The sequence below is a fragment of the Miltoncostaea marina genome, from assembly GCF_018141525.1.
GTDB classification, from domain to species: domain Bacteria; phylum Actinomycetota; class Thermoleophilia; order Miltoncostaeales; family Miltoncostaeaceae; genus Miltoncostaea; species Miltoncostaea marina.
In genome coordinates this window covers 2415583-2430700 of sequence record NZ_CP064655.1, presented here as the reverse complement: position 1 = coordinate 2430700, position 15118 = coordinate 2415583, and the positions used below count along the sequence as shown (strand labels likewise).

Here is a 15118-nt window from a genome sequence, read left to right as displayed (position 1 = left end):
AGGATCGGGGCCGCCGTGGCCCTCGCGCAGACGACATCGCCCGCCCCCCTGCCGGGCTGCACGCCGCTGTTCGACGCGGCGGGCATGCGCGCGGCCGACGCGGCGGCCGCCGCACGCCACTCGATGCCGTCGGTGCTGCTCATGGAACGGGCCGGCATTGCGGCCGCGCGGGCGATCCTCGACGCGTGGCCCGCGGCCGGCGCGGCGACCGTCCTGGTGGGCCCCGGCAACAACGGCGGGGACGGCATGGTGGTGGCCCGGCACCTGTTCGACGCCGGGTGGCGGGTGGCCGTGCTGGCCCCGGGCGGCCGGGTGGCCGCCACGGGCGACGCGGGCGTCATGGCCGCGGTCGCCGGCTCGCTGGGGCTCATCGCCGCGCCCTTCGAGCCGCGGTCGCCACACCTCGACGGCGTCGTGGTCGACGCCCTGCTCGGCACCGGGGCGACCGGCGCGCCCCGCGGCCCGGTGGCCGACGCGATCGCGTGGATCGCCGCGCACCGGGGCCCCGTGGTGGCGCTCGACGCGCCCTCGGGCGTCGAGGCCGGCAGCGGCCGCGTGCCGGGCGCGGCCGTCCGCGCCGACATGACCGTCACCTTCCACGGCGACATGGTCGGCCTGCGGGTCGAGCCGGGCCGCGCGCGGGCGGGCCGGGTGGTCGTGGCCGACATCGGGGTGCCGTCGGCCGTGCGCGTGGAGCCGGCCGCGTGGCTGGCCGGCGCGGGCGCGGCCGCCGCCGTCCCCGCGAAGGCGCCCGCCGGCGACAAGTACGCCTCCGGCGCGGTGCTCGTGATCGCCGGCTCGCGCGGGCTCACGGGGGCGGCGGTGCTCGCCGCGCGCGCCACCCTGCGCGCGGGCGCCGGCCTGGCCGTGCTGGCCGCGCCCGCCGCCGTGCAGCCGGCCGTCGCCGCGCAGCTGCTCGAGGTGATGACCGCGCCCCTCCCCGACGACGACGGCCGCCTGGCCCCCGCCTCGGTCGGGCCCGCGCTGGCCCAGGCCCGCCGGGCGGGCGCGGTGGCGCTCGGCCCCGGCCTGGGCCGGGGCGAGCCCACGACGGCGGCCGTGGAGGCCCTGATCGACGCGCTCGGGCTGCCCCTCGTGATCGACGCCGACGGCCTCTGGCACCTGGGCGACCGGCCCGAGCGCCTGCGCGAGCGGCCGGCCGCGACGGTGATCACGCCGCACGCCGGCGAGGCGGCGCGCCTGCTGGGCGCGGAGCGCGCCGACGTGGAGGCCGGCCGGCTGGACGCCGCCCGCGAGCTCGCCGCCCGCTCGGGCGCCGTCGTGCTGCTGAAGGGGCCGGGCACGATCGTCGCGGCGCCGGACGGGCCGCCGGTGGTGGTCGAGGGCGGCTCGCCGGCGCTCGCGACGGCCGGGACCGGCGACGTCCTCACCGGCGTGGTCGCGGCCGCGCTGGCGAAGGGGCTGGAGCCGCTCGTCGCCGCGGCCGCCGCGGCGGCGGCGCACGCGCGCGCGGGCGAGCTGGCGGGCCGCGGCGACGGCACGGTCGCCTCGGACGTGCTCGAGGCGCTGCCCGCCGCCCTCGCGGGGCGGGCCGGGTGAGCGGGCGGGCGCTCGCGCGCATCGACCTCGCCGCGGTGCGTGACAACGCGGCGCTGCTCGCCCGTGCCGCGGGCCGGGCGGAGCTGATGGCGGTGGTGAAGGCGGACGGCTACGGCCACGGCGCGGCGCCGGTGGCGCGGGCGGCGCTCGCGGGCGGCGCGCGGCGGCTGGCGGTGGCGACGGTGGCCGAGGCCGAGGAGCTGCGCGGCGCCGGGCTCGGGGGGCCGCTGCTCGTGATGGGCCCGCTGGCCGGGGGCGAGTGGGCGCGCGCCGCCGCCGCCCGGGCCGAGGTGGCGGTGTGGACCCCCGAGGGCCTGGCCGCCGCGGCCGCCGGCGGGGCGCGCCGGCCGGTCCACCTCAAGCTGGACACGGGCATGGGCCGGCTCGGCGCGCGGCCGGAGGACGTCCCGGCGCTCGCGGACGCCGCCGCCGGCGCGGCCGGCGCGGGGACGGTCGAGGTGGTGGGGCTGATGAGCCACTTCGCCACGGCCGACGAGGTGGCCGGCGAGAACGCGGGCTTCATGGGCGAGCAGCTGCTGCGCTTCCGCGCCGCCGCGGCGGGGCTGCGGCCGCGCTTCCCGGGGGCCCGGGCCCACATCGCCAACTCGGCCGCCACCCTGCGCGATCCGGCGGCCGCGCTCGACGTGGTGCGCTGCGGCATCGCGCTCTACGGCTGCGACCCGTTCGGCGCCGATCCCGCCGCGCACGGCCTGCGGCCGGCGATGTCGCTCGTCTCGTACGTGGCCTCGGTCAAGACGATCCGCTCGCGCGAGAGCGTCGGCTACGGGCGCCGGTGGCGGGCGGCCCGCGGCACGCGGGTGGCCGTGGTGCCCGTGGGCTACGCCGACGGCTACGCCCGGGCGCTCGGCGGCCGGGCCGAGGTGCTCGTGGGCGGCCGGCGCGTGCCGGTGATCGGCGCCGTGTCGATGGACCAGGTGACGGTCGACCTCGGGCCCGAGGGCGCCGAGGGGGTGGGGGACGAGGTGGTGCTGATCGGCGCCCAGGGCGAGGCGCGCGTGACCGCCGAGGAGGTGGCCGCCTGGCGCGGCACGATCAACTACGAGGTGACCTGCGCGGTGGGGCCGCGCGTGCCGCGGGCCCACTCGGGGTGAGCGAGGACGCGCTCAGGGCGCTCGTGGCGCCGCTGGCGCCGCTCGGCGAGCGCGCCTGGGCGGTGGGCGGCGGCGTGCGCGACGCGCTGCTCGGCCGCGCGGTCGACGACCTCGACGTCGCCGTCGCCGGCGACGGCAGGGCGGCCGCCGCCGCGCTGGCGCGGGCGCACGGGGCGACCCGCTTCCGGCTCTCCCGCGCCTTCGGGGCGTGGCGGGTGCAGGGCGGCGCGCTGCCGTACCACGTCGACATCACCCCGCTGCAGGGCGCGGACCTCGCGGAGGACCTCGGCCGCCGCGACCTGACCGTCAACGCGCTCGCCGTCCCCGCCGCGGGGCCGGAGGCCGGCCGGGTGGTCGACCTGTACGGCGGGCTCGGCGACCTGGCGGCGCGCCGGCTGCGGCTGGTGCACGCCCGCGCGCTCGCCGACGACCCCGTGCGGCTGCTGCGCATGGCGCGGCTCGGTGAGGCGCTCGGGTTCCGGCCCGACCCGGCGGCGGTCGCCCGCGCCCGCGCCGACGCCCGCCTCGTCTGGGACACGGCGGGCGAGCGGCTCGCCGACGAGCTGGGGCGCATCGCCCGGCTCCCGCGCCCCGACCGGGCGTTCGAGCGCCTCGACGAGCTGGGCGGGCTCGGGGCGCTGGTGCCCGAGCTGGAGCGGGCGCGCGGGCTCGACCAGAGCCCGTACCACCACAAGGACGTGCTCGGGCACACGATCGAGGTGGTGCAGCACGTCGCCGAGATCGCCCGCGACCCCGAGCCGGTCTTCCGCTCGCGCGCCGGCCGCGTGCGCGCGGTGCTGGAGGCGCCGCTCGCCGACGAGCTGCGCGCCCGCGAGGGCCTCGTCATCACGGCCCTGCTGCACGACATGGCCAAGGCCGACACCCACGCGGTCACGCCCGAGGGGCGGGTCACGTTCATGGCGCACGACCGCCTCGGCGCCGAGCAGGCCGACGCGCTCATGCGGCGGCTGCGCACGTCCACCCGGCTGCGCGAGTTCGTCGTGCGGGGCATCCGGTGGCACCTGCCGCTCGGGTTCATGGTGCACCGCGCGCCGCTCTCCCTGCGCCAGATCCACCGCTACCTGCGGCTCACCGCGCCGTCGGAGGCGGAGATCATCGTGCTGACGGTGGCCGACCGGCTGGCCACGGCCGGCCCGCGCACGACCGAGTCGGCGATCCGCCGCCACCTGGTGCTGGCGCGCGAGGTGATGGACGCCCACTTCACGCTCGTCGACCGCGGGCCGGTGCGGCCGCTGATCGCCGGCGACGAGCTCGCCCGCGAGCTGGGCCGGGCGCCCGGCCCCTGGCTCGCCGAGCTGCTGGGGGAGGTGGGCGAAGGTCAGGTCGTGGGCGCGCTCCGGACCCGCGACCAGGTGCTCCGCTTCGCGCGGAGATGGTCAGAACAGCGCAACGTCGGGCCGCGAACGTAATGAAATCCGCAACCGGGGTTGAGACCGCCGCCGACGGCCCGTAGGTTCGCCGTCGTGCCCTGACGGCCCGGAGAAGTGCCCACGACCCGGGAGGAACACACGATGCGCGGACGCATGCGCGCGGGGATCGCCGCTGCCCTGACCGGGGTCGCGGCCACGGCGCTGCCCGGGGTGGCGGCCGCCGCGCCGGCCTGCTCGGCCGAGGTGGCCCCCGCCCAGGAGAAGGCCATGACGCAGCTCATCGCCGCCGAGCGCGCCGACGCGGACGCGCCGAAGGTGCGCAAGCACCGCACGCTGCTGCGCGCCGGCCGCACCAAGAGCGTCGCGATGGCGCGCGGCGCGGCCTTCGCCCACTCGCGCGACGCGATGCCCTGGGCGAACGGGCGCGCGGCCGGTCAGAACCTCGCGCTCGCCTCCACCGTGCGGCAGGCGTTCACCGCGATGCGCCGCAGCGCGCCGCACCTCGCCAACATCCGCAGCCGCCAGTGGCGGTTCGCCGCGGTCGGCGCCGCCCGCAGCTGCGACGGCCTGCTCTACTTCACGGTCAACTTCATGGGGCCGCCCCCGCGCTCGTGACCGCCCGGCGCGGCCGCGGACCGGTGTAGGGTCGGCGGCCATGGTCCGGCTGACCCGCATCTACACCCGGCTCGGCGACGAGGGGGACACCCACCTCGGCGACATGAGCAGGGCCCGCAAGACCAGCCCGCGCGTGGTCGCCTACGGCGAGGTCGACGAGCTCAACGCCGCGATCGGCGTCGCCCGCGCGCACGGCGTCGACGGCCGCATCGACGCGTGGCTCGCGGTGGTGCAGAACGACCTCTTCGACCTCGGCGCCGACCTCTGCGTGCCGCCTGGCGGCGACGCCGAACGCTCGCGCCTGCGGGTGGAGCCGGCGCAGGTCGAGCGGCTCGAGGCGTGGTGCGAAGAGCTCAACGCCACCCTGCCCGACCTGACGAGCTTCGTCCTGCCCGCGGGCAGCCCGGCAGCCGCCGCGCTGCATCTGGCGCGGACGATCTGCCGCCGCGCGGAGCGCTCGTGCGTCGCGCTGGCGGACGCCGAGCCGGTCACGCCGGCGGCGCTCGCCTACCTCAACCGGCTCTCCGACCTGCTGTTCATCCTCGCCCGGGCCGCCAACCGCGGCGCAGGGGGCGACGTGCTGTGGGTGCCCGGCGAGCACCGCTCCACGGGCGCCGGTCCGGGGGCCGGGGAGCGGGGCTAGCCGGCGCGGGTGAAGGCCACCCGGCGGGCGGCCGGGTCGGCGGCCGCCAGGCGCACCCGCAGCGCCTCGCCGGGCCGGGCTGCGCCGTCCTCGAGCGGCCCGACCACCGCGGGGTGGGCCAGCTGCACCGTCGCCCGCTCGCCGCGCGCGTCGATCACGACGGCGGGGAACTCCTCGCCCACGCGGCCGGCGAGCAGCGCGCTCTCGACCAGATCGACGGACGCCCGCTCGGCCGCCCGCGCCCGCGCGCCGGCCGTCGCCATGAGGCCCGGGACGGCCGGCAGCGCCTCGAGGGCCCACGCGGGCGGCGCGGCGCCGCCCGCCAGCGCGAGCACGATCTCGTTGGCGACGCGGTCGGCCAGCCGTCGCAGCGGCGCGGTGACGTGGGTGTAGACCGCCGCGATCGCCGCGTGCCGGGGCGGCGCGCCGCCGGCCTCGCGGGTCCAGGCGGCGTAGCCGGCGCCGCGGAACAGGCGCGCCGCCCGGGCGGCGAAGGCCGCGTGCCCGGGCTCGGCCGGGTCGAGCGCGCGGACCACGTCGCCGTAGGCGGCGCCCTCCGGCCAATCGACGCCCAGCACCGCGGCGGTGCGCCGCAGCGCGGCGAGGTCCTCCGGGTCGGCCGGATCGAGCGTCCGCACGAGCGCGACGCCGCCCTCGGCCATGATCCGCCCCGCGACCATGCCGGTGAGCAGCGAGATCTGCGCGTTCCAGTCCTCCACCGGCAGGGCCGCCTCGTAGCGCAGGTCGAACCCGCCCTGCACGGGCACGACCTCCTGCACGGGCACCGTCAGGCTCACGCCGCCGCGCTCGGCCTCGCGCGCGAGGCGGGCCAGGCCCACCTCGCGCAGCCCCGTCAGGGCCGGCTCGGCGCCCGTCTCGATCGCGGCCTGCGCCTCGGCGTAGCTCAGCGCCCTCCGGCTGCGCACGGTCGCCCGCTCGACGTCCGCGCGCACCGGCTCGGCGCGCGCGTCGAGGTCGATGGTCCACAGCAGCGCGGGCCGGTCCTCGCCGGGCAGCAGGCTCGCGGCGCCCTCGCTCAGCACCGGCGGGTGCAGCGGCGCGCGGGCGTCCGGCATGTAGACGGTCAGCCCGCGCGCGCGGGCCGCGGCGTCGAGGTGGCCGCCCGGCGCCACCACGGCCGCCACGTCGGCGATCGCGTAGCGCACCCGGTGCCCGTCGCCCAGCGGCTCGATGGCGAGCGCCTGGTCGAGGTCGCGGGAGCCCTCGGGGTCGATGGTGAGCAGCGCCACGTCGCGGCGGTCGGCGCGCGGACCGCCGCCCGTCGCGCCCGCGGCGACGGCGGCCGCCGCCCGCTCGGCCTCGCGCTCCGCCTCGGCGGGGAATGCGGCCGCGATGCCGAGCTCCGCCCGGATGGCGGCGAACCCCTCGGCGAGCGGGCCCGCCGGCGGGCGCAGTCGCAGCGGCCGGGCGGGCACCCCGCCTCAGCCGCCGTCGGCGGAGATGTGCTGGTAGTCGCGCACGCCGCTCCAGCGGCCGCCCCACTCCCAGCCCCGGCGCTCGAAGGCCCGCACCACGACGCCGCCGTCGCGGATCATCCCCCGCCGGGCCCGCGAGCGGTCGAGGTACGGCACGCTGCGCCGGTGCGACGTCCGCCCGCCCGAGACGTAGGGGTTCTCGAGCGGGTTGAGGTCGATCGCCCGGCCGTAGGCGTGCTGCGACCACCGGCGCGACCCCGTCGCCGGCCGGCAGTTGAACGCCGAGGTGTTGTCGGCCTCGATGCTGCGGAAGTCGTCCCCGCCGTACGCCTGGATCGGCCGCATGCGCCGGATCGGGAAGCGCGCCCGGTAGAGCTCGCGGAAGACCGCCACGACGTCGCGCGCCGCGCCCGAGTGCACCACGAGCGCCCCGCGGCGGGGCCGCCCGCCGAAGCCCACGAACGGCACGCTCACGTGTCGCAGCGCGCCGAGGCCGACCGGGCAGCCGCGCCGCCAGACGCCCGGCGTCATGTCGGCCCGCTCGGCGGGGGTCAGCAGCCGCACCGTCGCGCGGTAGGGCGGCAGCCGGTCGGCCCCCTGTCCGGCGAGCGCGGCGGGCGGCGGCGCGGCGGCGACCCCCGCCGCCGCGGCGGCCGCCGCCAGCGCGGCGCCCAGGGCGCGCGGCGGGCGCGGGTGGCGGGTGCGCGGCGGCATCGCGGGCACGTTAGTCGAGGCCACGGGCCGGGTCACGGGGGCCCGGCGTGCGGGGCGCGGCGCGGAGATGTCCAAATGGACCTCGGGCCGAGGTCCATTTGGACATCTCCCCCGGCGCCGTCCCGTCCGCGCCGGCCCGGCGGCGCGGCGCGCTGGCGCCGCGGGGGGCCAGGGGCGATGATCGCGGCCGGCGGCCGGCAGCGGGAGGAGGGGGCGCGGGTGACGAGGTCCGTGGTGGCGGGGCTGGCCCTCGCGGCGGTCGTGGCGGCGGCCGCCTGGGGGTGCGGCGGCGGCGAGGGCGAGCGGCCGGACGGCGCGGCGGCACCGGCGAGCGCGGCAGCGCCGGCGAGCGCGGCGGCACCGGCCGCGGATGACGACGCGCTCGCCATCCGGCATCTGGCCCGGCGCTACCTGACCGCGTTCTTCCGCGGCGACGGTGCCGCGGCGTGCGACCTGCTCTCCGAGTCGGCCCGCCGGCGGCTGCTGGGCGACCCGCGGGCGGCCGGCTGGGGCGGCACATGCGCCGAGCGCATGGAGCAGGGCGCGCGGCTCGCCCAGGCCTACTACGGCAGCGCGCCGCGCATCGACATCCGCGACCTGCGCATCGCGGGCGACCGGGCCACGGCGGTCAGCGTGGCGGGGGGCCGCAGCGAGGACATCCTCTTCGAGCGCGAGGCCGGCGAGTGGAGGATCGGCCCCGACCGCTGACGGCCGGGGCGGGCGTCAGAAGCGGCGCGCCCCCGCGTACGACTCGGCGTAGAAGGCGTCGGTGAGCGAGGTGACCGTCACGGCGCCCCCCTCGCCGGGCGCCTGCACGAAGACGCCGGCGCCGAGGTAGATCCCCTCGTGGTGGATGTAGCCCGAGGGGTCGGCGAAGAAGAGGACGTCCCCGGGGCGCAGGTCGTCGGCGGCGACCGGCGCGCCGGCCTGCGCCTGGGCGGGCGCGGTGCGGGGCAGGACCACGCCGGTGCGGTCGAAGGCCCAGCGGACGAAGCCGGCGGCGTCGAAGCCGGTGGCCGGGCTCGCCCCCGAGCGCACCGAGCGCGCGCCGACCTGCGTGACGGCCTCGGCGGCGGCGTCGCGCCCGCGTCCCGAGGCGCCCAGCACGGGCCTGGCCGCGGCGAGGGCCACCGGGCGGGCCACGGTGGCGCGGTCGGCTCCCGGCACGGCGACCGACGGCGCGATCGCGACCTGCGCGGCGGCGCCGGGGCGGGCGGTGAAGACCGACCGCGAGGGGTCGCCGCCCAGTTCGGCGTAGTAGTGGGAGACGTTGCGCGTCCAGTGGCTGTTGAGGCCGGTCGGGTCGTTGGCCGCGTGGTTGGGCGCCCAGCGCTGCTGGATGGCGACGATCGTGTCGCGGCCGTCGCCGGCGTAGAGCTCGCCGGCGAGGTTGCGGGCGGCCGCCCGGATGGCGTCCGCCCACGACGGGTAGCGGAGGCCCGGCCCGAGCCCGAACGGGTTGTGGATCGGCTGCGACGGGCCGTATGTCGCGAAGCTGGTCTCGGCGCCGGCGATGGCGACCAGGAAGCGGGGGTCGAGGCCGGCGGCCCGCGCCTCGGCGGTGAAGACGGCGCCGAGGCCCGCGAGCGGGCTCCCCTTGGCGACGAGGTAGCGGTCGATCTCCGCGGCGATCGCGGCGTCGTCGCCGCGCAGGACGGCCGGGGCGGCCGGGGCGGCGGCGGCCCCGTTCAGCAGGGGGTCGTCGCGATACCCGGCCACGCCCACCGGCCGGGGCGCCGCGGCGGCGGGCAGGTACACGGCGGCGCCGTCGTCGCGCGCCCGCTCGGCCTCCGCGGCCTCCGCCGCCGCGACGCGCTGCTGCACGTGGCGGGCCTCGATCCCGTTCTCCAGGTCGAGCAGCGCCTGCTTCTGCCGCTGCAGCCGGCGCTCCACCCGCTCGAGCGCGTCGCGCTCGGCGCCGCCCAGGCGCTCGGCGGCGCTGCGCGCCGCGAGGAGCTCGGCCGACGTGCGGTCGATGCGCCGCTGCGCCTCGCGCAGCTCGGCGCCGGTGGCGGCGACCGCGGGCGCGACCGAGGTCGCGAGCACGCCGGCGGCGAGCCCCAGGCAGAGGGCGCGGCGGCGCAGGCGGGGAGGACGGCGGGCCATCCCCCCGGATATCGGATCCCGCCCGGCGCCGCTTGAGGCGCCGGGCGGGCCGGGGCACGACTGCGCCGCCTAGGGCCGGACGGCCCCCACGTAGTCGCTGCGGCTGCTCATGCTGGACACCTTGACCACGTCGCCCGTCTGCGGGGCGTGCACGTACTGCCCGCCGCCGATGTAGATGCCCATGTGGCCGAGGCCGCGCCAGAAGACGAGGTCGCCCGCCTGGAGCTGGCCGGAGGGCACCTTCGGGAACGCGTTGTAGATCGCGACCGTGTAGTGCGGGACGCTCTTGCCGATCTGGGCGTAGGCCCAGGAGGCGAGGCCGGAGCAGTCGAAGCCGCTGCCCGGCGAGGCGCCGCCCCAGACGTACGGCACGCCCAGCTGCGACATCGCGTGCTGGGCCGCGGCGGCGTTGCCGCTGCCGCTCGGCAGGGGGGCGGAGGGGGCGGAGGCCGCGGCGGGCGCCGCCGGGGCGGCCGCCGCGGAGCCGGACGAGCCGGACGACGCGGAGGAGCCGGAGGACGCCGGGCCCGACGCGGACGCCTGGCTCGCGGCGGCGGCCGCCTGCTGGCGCTGGCGCGCGGCCGCGGCCTCGGCGGCGGCCGCGCGGCGCTTGCGGGCCTCCTCGGCCGCCAGCAGCTGGCGGAGCTCGGCGCTGGCGCTGTCGAGGACCGCCTGGCGCTGGGACAGCAGCGACTCGACCTTCTGCTTCTGGCGCTCGCGCGTCTCGACGGCCTGCTCGGCGGCCTGGCGGTCCTCCACCAGCTGGGCCCGCAGCTCCTTCAGGCGCGCCTTCTGCTCGCGCAGCCCGCCGACGACGGCGGCGTCCTGCCGGCCGACCCGGTCGAGCATCTCGAGCTGGTCCGCCGCGCCGGCGATGCTGCCGGTGGAGACGAGCACCTCGATGAGGCTCGGCTCGGGGGTGGCGTAGAGGCGCCGCAGCCGGTCGGCCAGCTTCTCGCGGGACGTCTCGAGGTCGCGGCCGGTCGCCGTGAGGCGGTCGCCGTTCTGCTTGATCCGGGCGTTGACCTGTCCGAGCTCGTACCGGGCGCCGTTGTACGCCTCGGCGGCCACCGCGACCTGCGTGTTGATGCTCTCCAGCTCGGACTGGATGCGCGCCACCTCGGCGCGCTGGGCCTCGATGACGGCGGGCTCGGTGGTGGCGAGCCCGGCGCCGAACGCGAGCAGGGCCGCGGCCGCGACGATCAGGGCGAGACCGAGGCCTGCGAAGTTGCGCGTGGGTCTCAGAAAGGACTCCCGGACGGGGGACGGTACTGGGAGCTGGGCAGCGCTCCGGATCCGACCCGGGCACGCTACCACCGGATGTCGACCCGAGACAACAAATCCTTGAGGGGCCGGGGCCGCCCGCGACGGCCCCCGCGCCGTTGATGCGGCCGCCCGGAGCCGTGATCATGGGGCGCGTGCGGCTCCTCGCAGCGCTCGCCCTCGCCTGCCTGGCGGCCGTCCTCGCGGCAGCCCTGGCGACCGCCCAGGACGGCGGCGCGCCGTCCGCGCAGGCGCGCGGCTACGCCGCGCTGCTGCCCGGCGGCGCGCACGGGGCGGCGACGGCCAGCACGGCCGGGCGCCCCGCGGCCGAGGGCTCCGCGGGCGGCCTGCGGCCGGCGGGCGGGGGCGTGATCGCCGCGGCCCGCGTGCGCCTCGGCGCCACGACGCGGGGCGCCGACGGCCTCGCCGAGGGGGTCGTCGAGGCCGACGGCATCACGCTGATCGACGGGCGGGTGAGCGTCGGCTCGCTGCGGATGGCCGCCGCCGCCGGGCCACAGGGCGGCCTGACCGAGGCCCGGGCGAGCGGGGTGACGGTCGACGGCCGCGCCGTCGAGGTGGGCCCGGGCTCGCGCGTCGAGGTCGCCGGCGTCGGCGCGCTGGTGTTCTTCGAGCAGGTGGGCGACGGGGCCGGGGCGCTGCGCGCCAACGCCCTGCGGGTGGAGGTGACCGACCCGGGCGCGGCCGGCCTGATCGGCCAGCCCTTCGTGGTGGGGCACCTCGAGCTGACCGCCACGGCCGGCCCGGCGCCGGCCCCGCCCGCGACGACGCGGGAGGGCACGGCCACGGCGCCGCCGCGCACCGCCCCGGCCCGGCCGCGCACGGCGGCCACCGCGCCGTCCCGCACGGTCGCGCCGGCCGCCGAGGCGCCGGCGACGCCCGGGCCGCTGGCGCCGCGTGCCCCGCTCGGCCTGCCGCGCCGCGCCGCGCCGGAGCGGCTCGACGGCCTCCGGCGCTCCGGCGCCTACGCCTTCCCGGTGGCGGGCGAATCCTCGTACATCGACGACTACGCCGCGCCGCGCGCCGGCACCGGCTGGCACCACGGCAACGACATCTTCGCCGCGACCGGCACGCCGGTGGTCGCCGTGGCCGATGGCACGCTCTCGCGGGTGGGGGTCAACACGCTCGGCGGTAACCGCCTGTGGCTGACCGACGACGCCGGCAACGCCTTCTACTACGCGCACCTGTCGGCCTACGCGCCCGCCGCCGTGGAGGGGGCGCGGGTGACGGCCGGCCAGGTGATCGGCTTCGTCGGCAACACCGGCCAGGCGATCACCACCCCGCCGCACCTGCACTTCGAGATCCACCCGGCGGCGGGCGACAGCGTCAACCCGTACCCCTTCCTGCTGGCCTGGGAGCGCGGCGGCGACATCCCACGGGCGTTCCGCCAGGCGGTGCGCTCGACATCGCCGACGCCCGCCGCGGGCGCGGTGCTGGTCGACGGCGCGCCGGAGGTCGACGCCGCGCCGGCGCCGGCCGACGGGCTGGCGACCCCCGCCTCCTGAGCCCGGCGGCGGTTCCCGTTCAGCCCGCCCTGCGGGACGGCTCGCCGAGGCGTGCCATCCTCGCCGGGTGACCGTCGCGACCGAGGAACCGCTCGACGGCCCCCGCCGTGGCGGCCGGGGCGTCGTGCCCCAGCCCGTGGGCCGCGCGCGGGATGGTGGCGACCTCGGCCCGCGGCGCGCAGGCGCGCAGGCGCTCGGCCCAGCGGGCGGGGGTGAGGGGGTCCCGGCCGCCGCGCACCACGAGCAGCGGCGGCGCGAGCCCGGCGACGAGGCCGTCCAGCGGCAGGCGGGCGGCCTCGCGCAGGGTGCGGACGACCCGCCCCGGCCCGGCGCGCAGGTAGTCGCGCACGCCGCCGGCCACGAGCGAGGGCCGCTCGAGCGGGGCGTCGGCGGCCAGGCGCACCACCTGCCCGAGCGCCGAGCCGGGCGGCCGGGCGAAGGCCGGGCTCAGCATGACCAGCGCGCTCACGAGCTCCGGCCGCCGCCGGGCGAGCAGGACGCCAACGTGGCAGCCGTAGGAGTGCCCCACGACGACGACCGGCCCCAGGCCGCGCGCCTCGAGCAGGCGCGCCGCGGCGGCGGCGATGCGGGCGGTGGTCCACACCTCGCGCGCCTCGCTGCGGCCGAAGCCGGGCAGGTCGGGCACGAGGGTGAGCGAGCGCCGGGCGAGGATCTCGGCGAGCGGCCCGAGGCTGGCGGCCGACACCCCGAGGCCGTGCAGCATCAGGGTGGGGCCGGCGACGGCGCGGGGCGGGCGCAGCAGCCGCGCGTGCACGCGCACCCCGTCGATCGCCGTCCAGACCGAGAGCGCGCGCGGATCCGGGTGGCCGGGCACCTCGTCCGCTACCGGGTGGCGGGCGCGGGGCCGCCGGTCGTGCTGGTGCACGGCCTCGGCGGCACGGCCCGCTGGTGGGCGGCGACGGAGGCCGCCCTCGCGCGCGCCCACCGCGTGATCGTCCCCGACCTGCCGGGCTTCGGGTACTCGGTCGGCGGCCGCCCGTTCGCCCTGGCCGACGCGCCGGAGGTGCTGGGGGGGCTGGTCGACCGCGTCGCGGGCGGACGCGCGGGCCTGGTGGGCCACTCGTTCGGCGCCCTCGTGTCGCTCGCCGTGGCGGCCGAGCGTCCCCGGGCGGTCGAGCGGCTGGCGCTGATCGGCTGCCCGGTGCGGACGGCCTCGCCCGCGCTGCTCGGCAACGCCCTGCCGGCGCTGCGCACCGTGCTCGAGCTGCCGCCCGCGGCGGCGCTGATGGTGGCCTGGGACATCGCCACCCGCTCGCCGGCCGCCCTGCTGCGCGCGGCGGGGGAGATCCTCGCGCGGGCCGGCGATCCGGGCCTGGAGGTGGCGCCGCCGGTGCCGACCCTGGTCGTGTGGGGCGCGCGTGACGCGCTGGTGCCGATCGGCGGGGCCGGCTGGGTGGCCCGGGCGCTGCCGGGCGCCCGCGTGCGCGTGATCGCCGGGGCCGGCCACGTGCCGATGCTCGACCGGCCCGACGAGCTCAACCGGGAGCTGCTCGACTTCCTGGGGCCGCGCTGAGGGCGGCCCGCCGGGGGCTCAGGTGCCGAAGGAGTCCCCGCAGGAGCAGGTGGAGGTGGCGTTCGGGTTGTTGATCCGGAACCCGCGCCGCAGCAGCCCCTGCTCGTAGTCGATGACCGACCCGGTCACGTGGATCGCGCTCTTCAGGTCCATGAGCATCGTGACGCCGTTCGAGCGTATCTCGCGGTCGGCCGGGCCGGCCGCCTCGCCGGGCTCCAGCAGGTCGAGCTTGTACTCGAGGCCCGAGCAGCCGCCGGCCAGGATGCGCAGCCGCACGCCCTCGGGTCGCCCCCGCTCGGCGGCCGCCTGCCGGATGTAGTCTGCGGCGGCGGGGGAGATGGTGACGAAGGCCTGTCCGGCCTCCTGGGCCTGGCGGGCGGCCCGGGCGCGCGCCCGGGCGGCCGCCTTCTTCTCCTCGAGGGTGAGCGGGCGGTCGGGCGCGGCGGCCTCAGCCATACCCCATCACCTTCATCAGGAAGCGGCCCTCCTCGGTCATCGCGTCGGGCGACCACGGCGGGTCCCAGACCCAGTTGACGTCAACGCTGCGCACGCCGTCGAGGGGCTCGAGGGCGGCCTTGGAGTCGCCCAGGATCTGCTCGGTGAGCGGGCAGCCCATCGAGGTGAGCGTCATGTCGAGGATCACGTTGCCCTCGTCGTCGATGTTGACGCCGTAGAGCAGCCCGAGGTCGACCACGTTGACCCCGAGCTCGGGGTCCTCGACCTGCTTCATCGCGCTGCGGATGTCGTCCTCGGTGACCATCGTCAGATCGCCTCCTGGGTCTCGCGCTCGTAGGTCTGGATCGCGTCCTTGGCCGCCATCCAGCCGAGCAGCGCGCACTTGATCCGGACGGGGTACTTCGCGACGCCCTGCAGGGCGATCGCGTCGCCCAGGCGCTCCTCGTCGGCCTCCTCGCCGCCGTGCATCACCTGGCGGAAGTGCTCGACCAGGCCGAGCGCGTCGTCGAGCGTCCGGCCGGCCAGCGCCTCGCTCATCATCGAGATCGAGGCCTGCGAGATCGAGCAGCCCTGGCCGGTGTGGGCCACCTGGGTCACCCGGCCGTCCTCGATGGCCAGCTCGAGGTGCACCTCGTCGCCGCAGAGCGGGTTGTTCTGGTCGACCGCCACGCTCGGGTCGTCCAGCGTCCCCTCGCCGCGCTTGCGGCGGTAGTGGTCGAGGATGAGCTCCTGGTAGAGGTCGTCGAGGCCGCCCATGTCCCTCCG

The 15118-nt window shown here is 79.1% G+C and carries 16 protein-coding genes; 8 read left to right on the top strand and 8 right to left on the bottom strand.

All coding sequences use genetic code 11. From position 1 onward, the window contains the following. Positions 1–15: 15 nt before the first annotated feature. The 5 genes from ITJ85_RS12330 (at position 16) to ITJ85_RS12310 (ending at position 5321) form a co-directional block, all read left to right on the top strand. Positions 16–1560, top strand: a complete 1545-nt coding sequence (locus tag ITJ85_RS12330) for an NAD(P)H-hydrate dehydratase (RefSeq protein ID WP_217913404.1) — start codon at positions 16–18, stop codon at positions 1558–1560. Beyond that, the gene (gene alr, locus ITJ85_RS12325) at positions 1557–2672 is read left to right on the top strand and encodes an alanine racemase (protein ID WP_217913403.1); all 1116 of its coding nucleotides are present in this window, start codon (positions 1557–1559) and stop codon (positions 2670–2672) included. The genes ITJ85_RS12330 and alr overlap by 4 nt, the downstream gene beginning before the upstream one ends. Next, positions 2669–4102 carry an HD domain-containing protein gene (locus ITJ85_RS12320; protein ID WP_217913402.1) on the top strand — a complete coding sequence of 478 codons (1434 nt, stop codon included), beginning with the start codon at positions 2669–2671 and terminating at the stop codon, positions 4100–4102. The genes alr and ITJ85_RS12320 overlap by 4 nt, the downstream gene beginning before the upstream one ends. Before the next feature lie 102 nt (positions 4103–4204). Then, positions 4205–4678 (top strand): CAP domain-containing protein, encoded by a 474-nt coding sequence (locus tag ITJ85_RS12315; RefSeq protein ID WP_217913401.1) that lies wholly within the window; start codon positions 4205–4207, stop codon positions 4676–4678. A 40-nt stretch (positions 4679–4718) separates the two neighbouring features. Then, positions 4719–5321, top strand: a complete 603-nt coding sequence (locus ITJ85_RS12310) for a cob(I)yrinic acid a,c-diamide adenosyltransferase (protein ID WP_217913400.1) — start codon at positions 4719–4721, stop codon at positions 5319–5321. On the opposite strand, the gene ITJ85_RS12305 is transcribed toward ITJ85_RS12310, so the two are convergent. Then, positions 5318–6757 carry an RNB domain-containing ribonuclease gene (locus ITJ85_RS12305; RefSeq protein WP_217913399.1) on the bottom strand — a complete coding sequence of 480 codons (1440 nt, stop codon included), beginning with the start codon at positions 6755–6757 and terminating at the stop codon, positions 5318–5320. The two genes, ITJ85_RS12310 and ITJ85_RS12305, sit on opposite strands and share 4 nt — an antisense overlap. Before the next feature lie 6 nt (positions 6758–6763). Then, entirely contained in the window at positions 6764–7471 is a 708-nt protein-coding gene (locus ITJ85_RS12300) for a M15 family metallopeptidase (protein WP_217913398.1), read from the bottom strand. Positions 7472–7690: 219 nt separating this feature from the next. Here ITJ85_RS12300 and ITJ85_RS12295 point away from each other — a divergent pair, with 219 nt between their 5' ends. Beyond that, a complete protein-coding gene (locus ITJ85_RS12295) occupies positions 7691–8179 on the top strand; it encodes a hypothetical protein (protein WP_217913397.1) in 489 nt (162 codons plus the stop codon). Positions 8180–8194: 15 nt separating this feature from the next. Here the strand turns inward: ITJ85_RS12295 and ITJ85_RS12290 are convergent, their stop codons facing one another. Both ITJ85_RS12290 and ITJ85_RS12285 read right to left on the bottom strand, forming a co-directional pair. Further along, complete coding sequence (locus ITJ85_RS12290; RefSeq protein ID WP_217913396.1) at positions 8195–9577, bottom strand: C40 family peptidase; 1383 nt, start codon at positions 9575–9577, stop codon at positions 8195–8197. A gap of 69 nt (positions 9578–9646) precedes the next feature. Next, on the bottom strand, positions 9647–10894 hold the full coding sequence (locus ITJ85_RS12285; protein ID WP_217913395.1) for a C40 family peptidase: 1248 nt from the start codon (positions 10892–10894) through the stop codon (positions 9647–9649). Positions 10895–10995: 101 nt separating this feature from the next. Between ITJ85_RS12285 and ITJ85_RS12280 the strand changes: the two genes are divergently transcribed. After that, entirely contained in the window at positions 10996–12363 is a 1368-nt protein-coding gene (locus ITJ85_RS12280; RefSeq protein ID WP_217913394.1) for a peptidoglycan DD-metalloendopeptidase family protein, read from the top strand. A gap of 19 nt (positions 12364–12382) precedes the next feature. Here the strand turns inward: ITJ85_RS12280 and ITJ85_RS12275 are convergent, their stop codons facing one another. Next, positions 12383–13198 carry an alpha/beta fold hydrolase gene (locus tag ITJ85_RS12275; protein WP_217913393.1) on the bottom strand — a complete coding sequence of 272 codons (816 nt, stop codon included), beginning with the start codon at positions 13196–13198 and terminating at the stop codon, positions 12383–12385. Here ITJ85_RS12275 and ITJ85_RS12270 point away from each other — a divergent pair. Beyond that, positions 13187–13897 (top strand): alpha/beta fold hydrolase, encoded by a 711-nt coding sequence (locus ITJ85_RS12270; RefSeq protein ID WP_217913392.1) that lies wholly within the window; start codon positions 13187–13189, stop codon positions 13895–13897. The two genes, ITJ85_RS12275 and ITJ85_RS12270, sit on opposite strands and share 12 nt — an antisense overlap. 18 nt (positions 13898–13915) lie before the next feature. On the opposite strand, the gene ITJ85_RS12265 is transcribed toward ITJ85_RS12270, so the two are convergent. Genes ITJ85_RS12265 through sufU form a run of 3 tightly spaced genes read right to left on the bottom strand, consistent with a single transcriptional unit; the run spans position 13916 to position 15109 of the window. Beyond that, positions 13916–14353, bottom strand: coding sequence for a HesB/IscA family protein (locus ITJ85_RS12265; protein ID WP_217913391.1), 438 nt, complete (start codon positions 14351–14353; stop codon positions 13916–13918). Beyond that, on the bottom strand, positions 14346–14657 hold the full coding sequence (locus ITJ85_RS12260; RefSeq protein ID WP_217913390.1) for a metal-sulfur cluster assembly factor: 312 nt from the start codon (positions 14655–14657) through the stop codon (positions 14346–14348). Before ITJ85_RS12260 ends, ITJ85_RS12265 begins: the two co-directional genes overlap by 8 nt. Before the next feature lie 2 nt (positions 14658–14659). Beyond that, positions 14660–15109: a Fe-S cluster assembly sulfur transfer protein SufU gene (gene sufU, locus ITJ85_RS12255; RefSeq protein ID WP_217913389.1), complete on the bottom strand. Its 450-nt coding sequence runs from the start codon at positions 15107–15109 to the stop codon at positions 14660–14662. Positions 15110–15118 lie beyond the last annotated feature (9 nt).

What these genes read in the sequence shown, in the direction of transcription:
- ITJ85_RS12315 (WP_217913401.1), top strand. Translation starts at nt 4,205, where the DNA reads ATGCGCGGACGCATGCGCGCGGGGATCGCCGCTGCCCTGACCGGGGTC.
- ITJ85_RS12310 (WP_217913400.1), top strand. Translation starts at nt 4,719, where the DNA reads ATGGTCCGGCTGACCCGCATCTACACCCGGCTCGGCGACGAGGGGGAC.
- ITJ85_RS12300 (WP_217913398.1), bottom strand. Translation starts at nt 7,471, where the DNA reads ATGCCGCCGCGCACCCGCCACCCGCGCCCGCCGCGCGCCCTGGGCGCC.
- ITJ85_RS12290 (WP_217913396.1), bottom strand. Translation starts at nt 9,577, where the DNA reads ATGGCCCGCCGTCCTCCCCGCCTGCGCCGCCGCGCCCTCTGCCTGGGG.
- ITJ85_RS12265 (WP_217913391.1), bottom strand. Translation starts at nt 14,353, where the DNA reads ATGGCTGAGGCCGCCGCGCCCGACCGCCCGCTCACCCTCGAGGAGAAG.
- ITJ85_RS12260 (WP_217913390.1), bottom strand. Translation starts at nt 14,657, where the DNA reads ATGGTCACCGAGGACGACATCCGCAGCGCGATGAAGCAGGTCGAGGAC.
- sufU (WP_217913389.1), bottom strand. Translation starts at nt 15,109, where the DNA reads ATGGGCGGCCTCGACGACCTCTACCAGGAGCTCATCCTCGACCACTAC.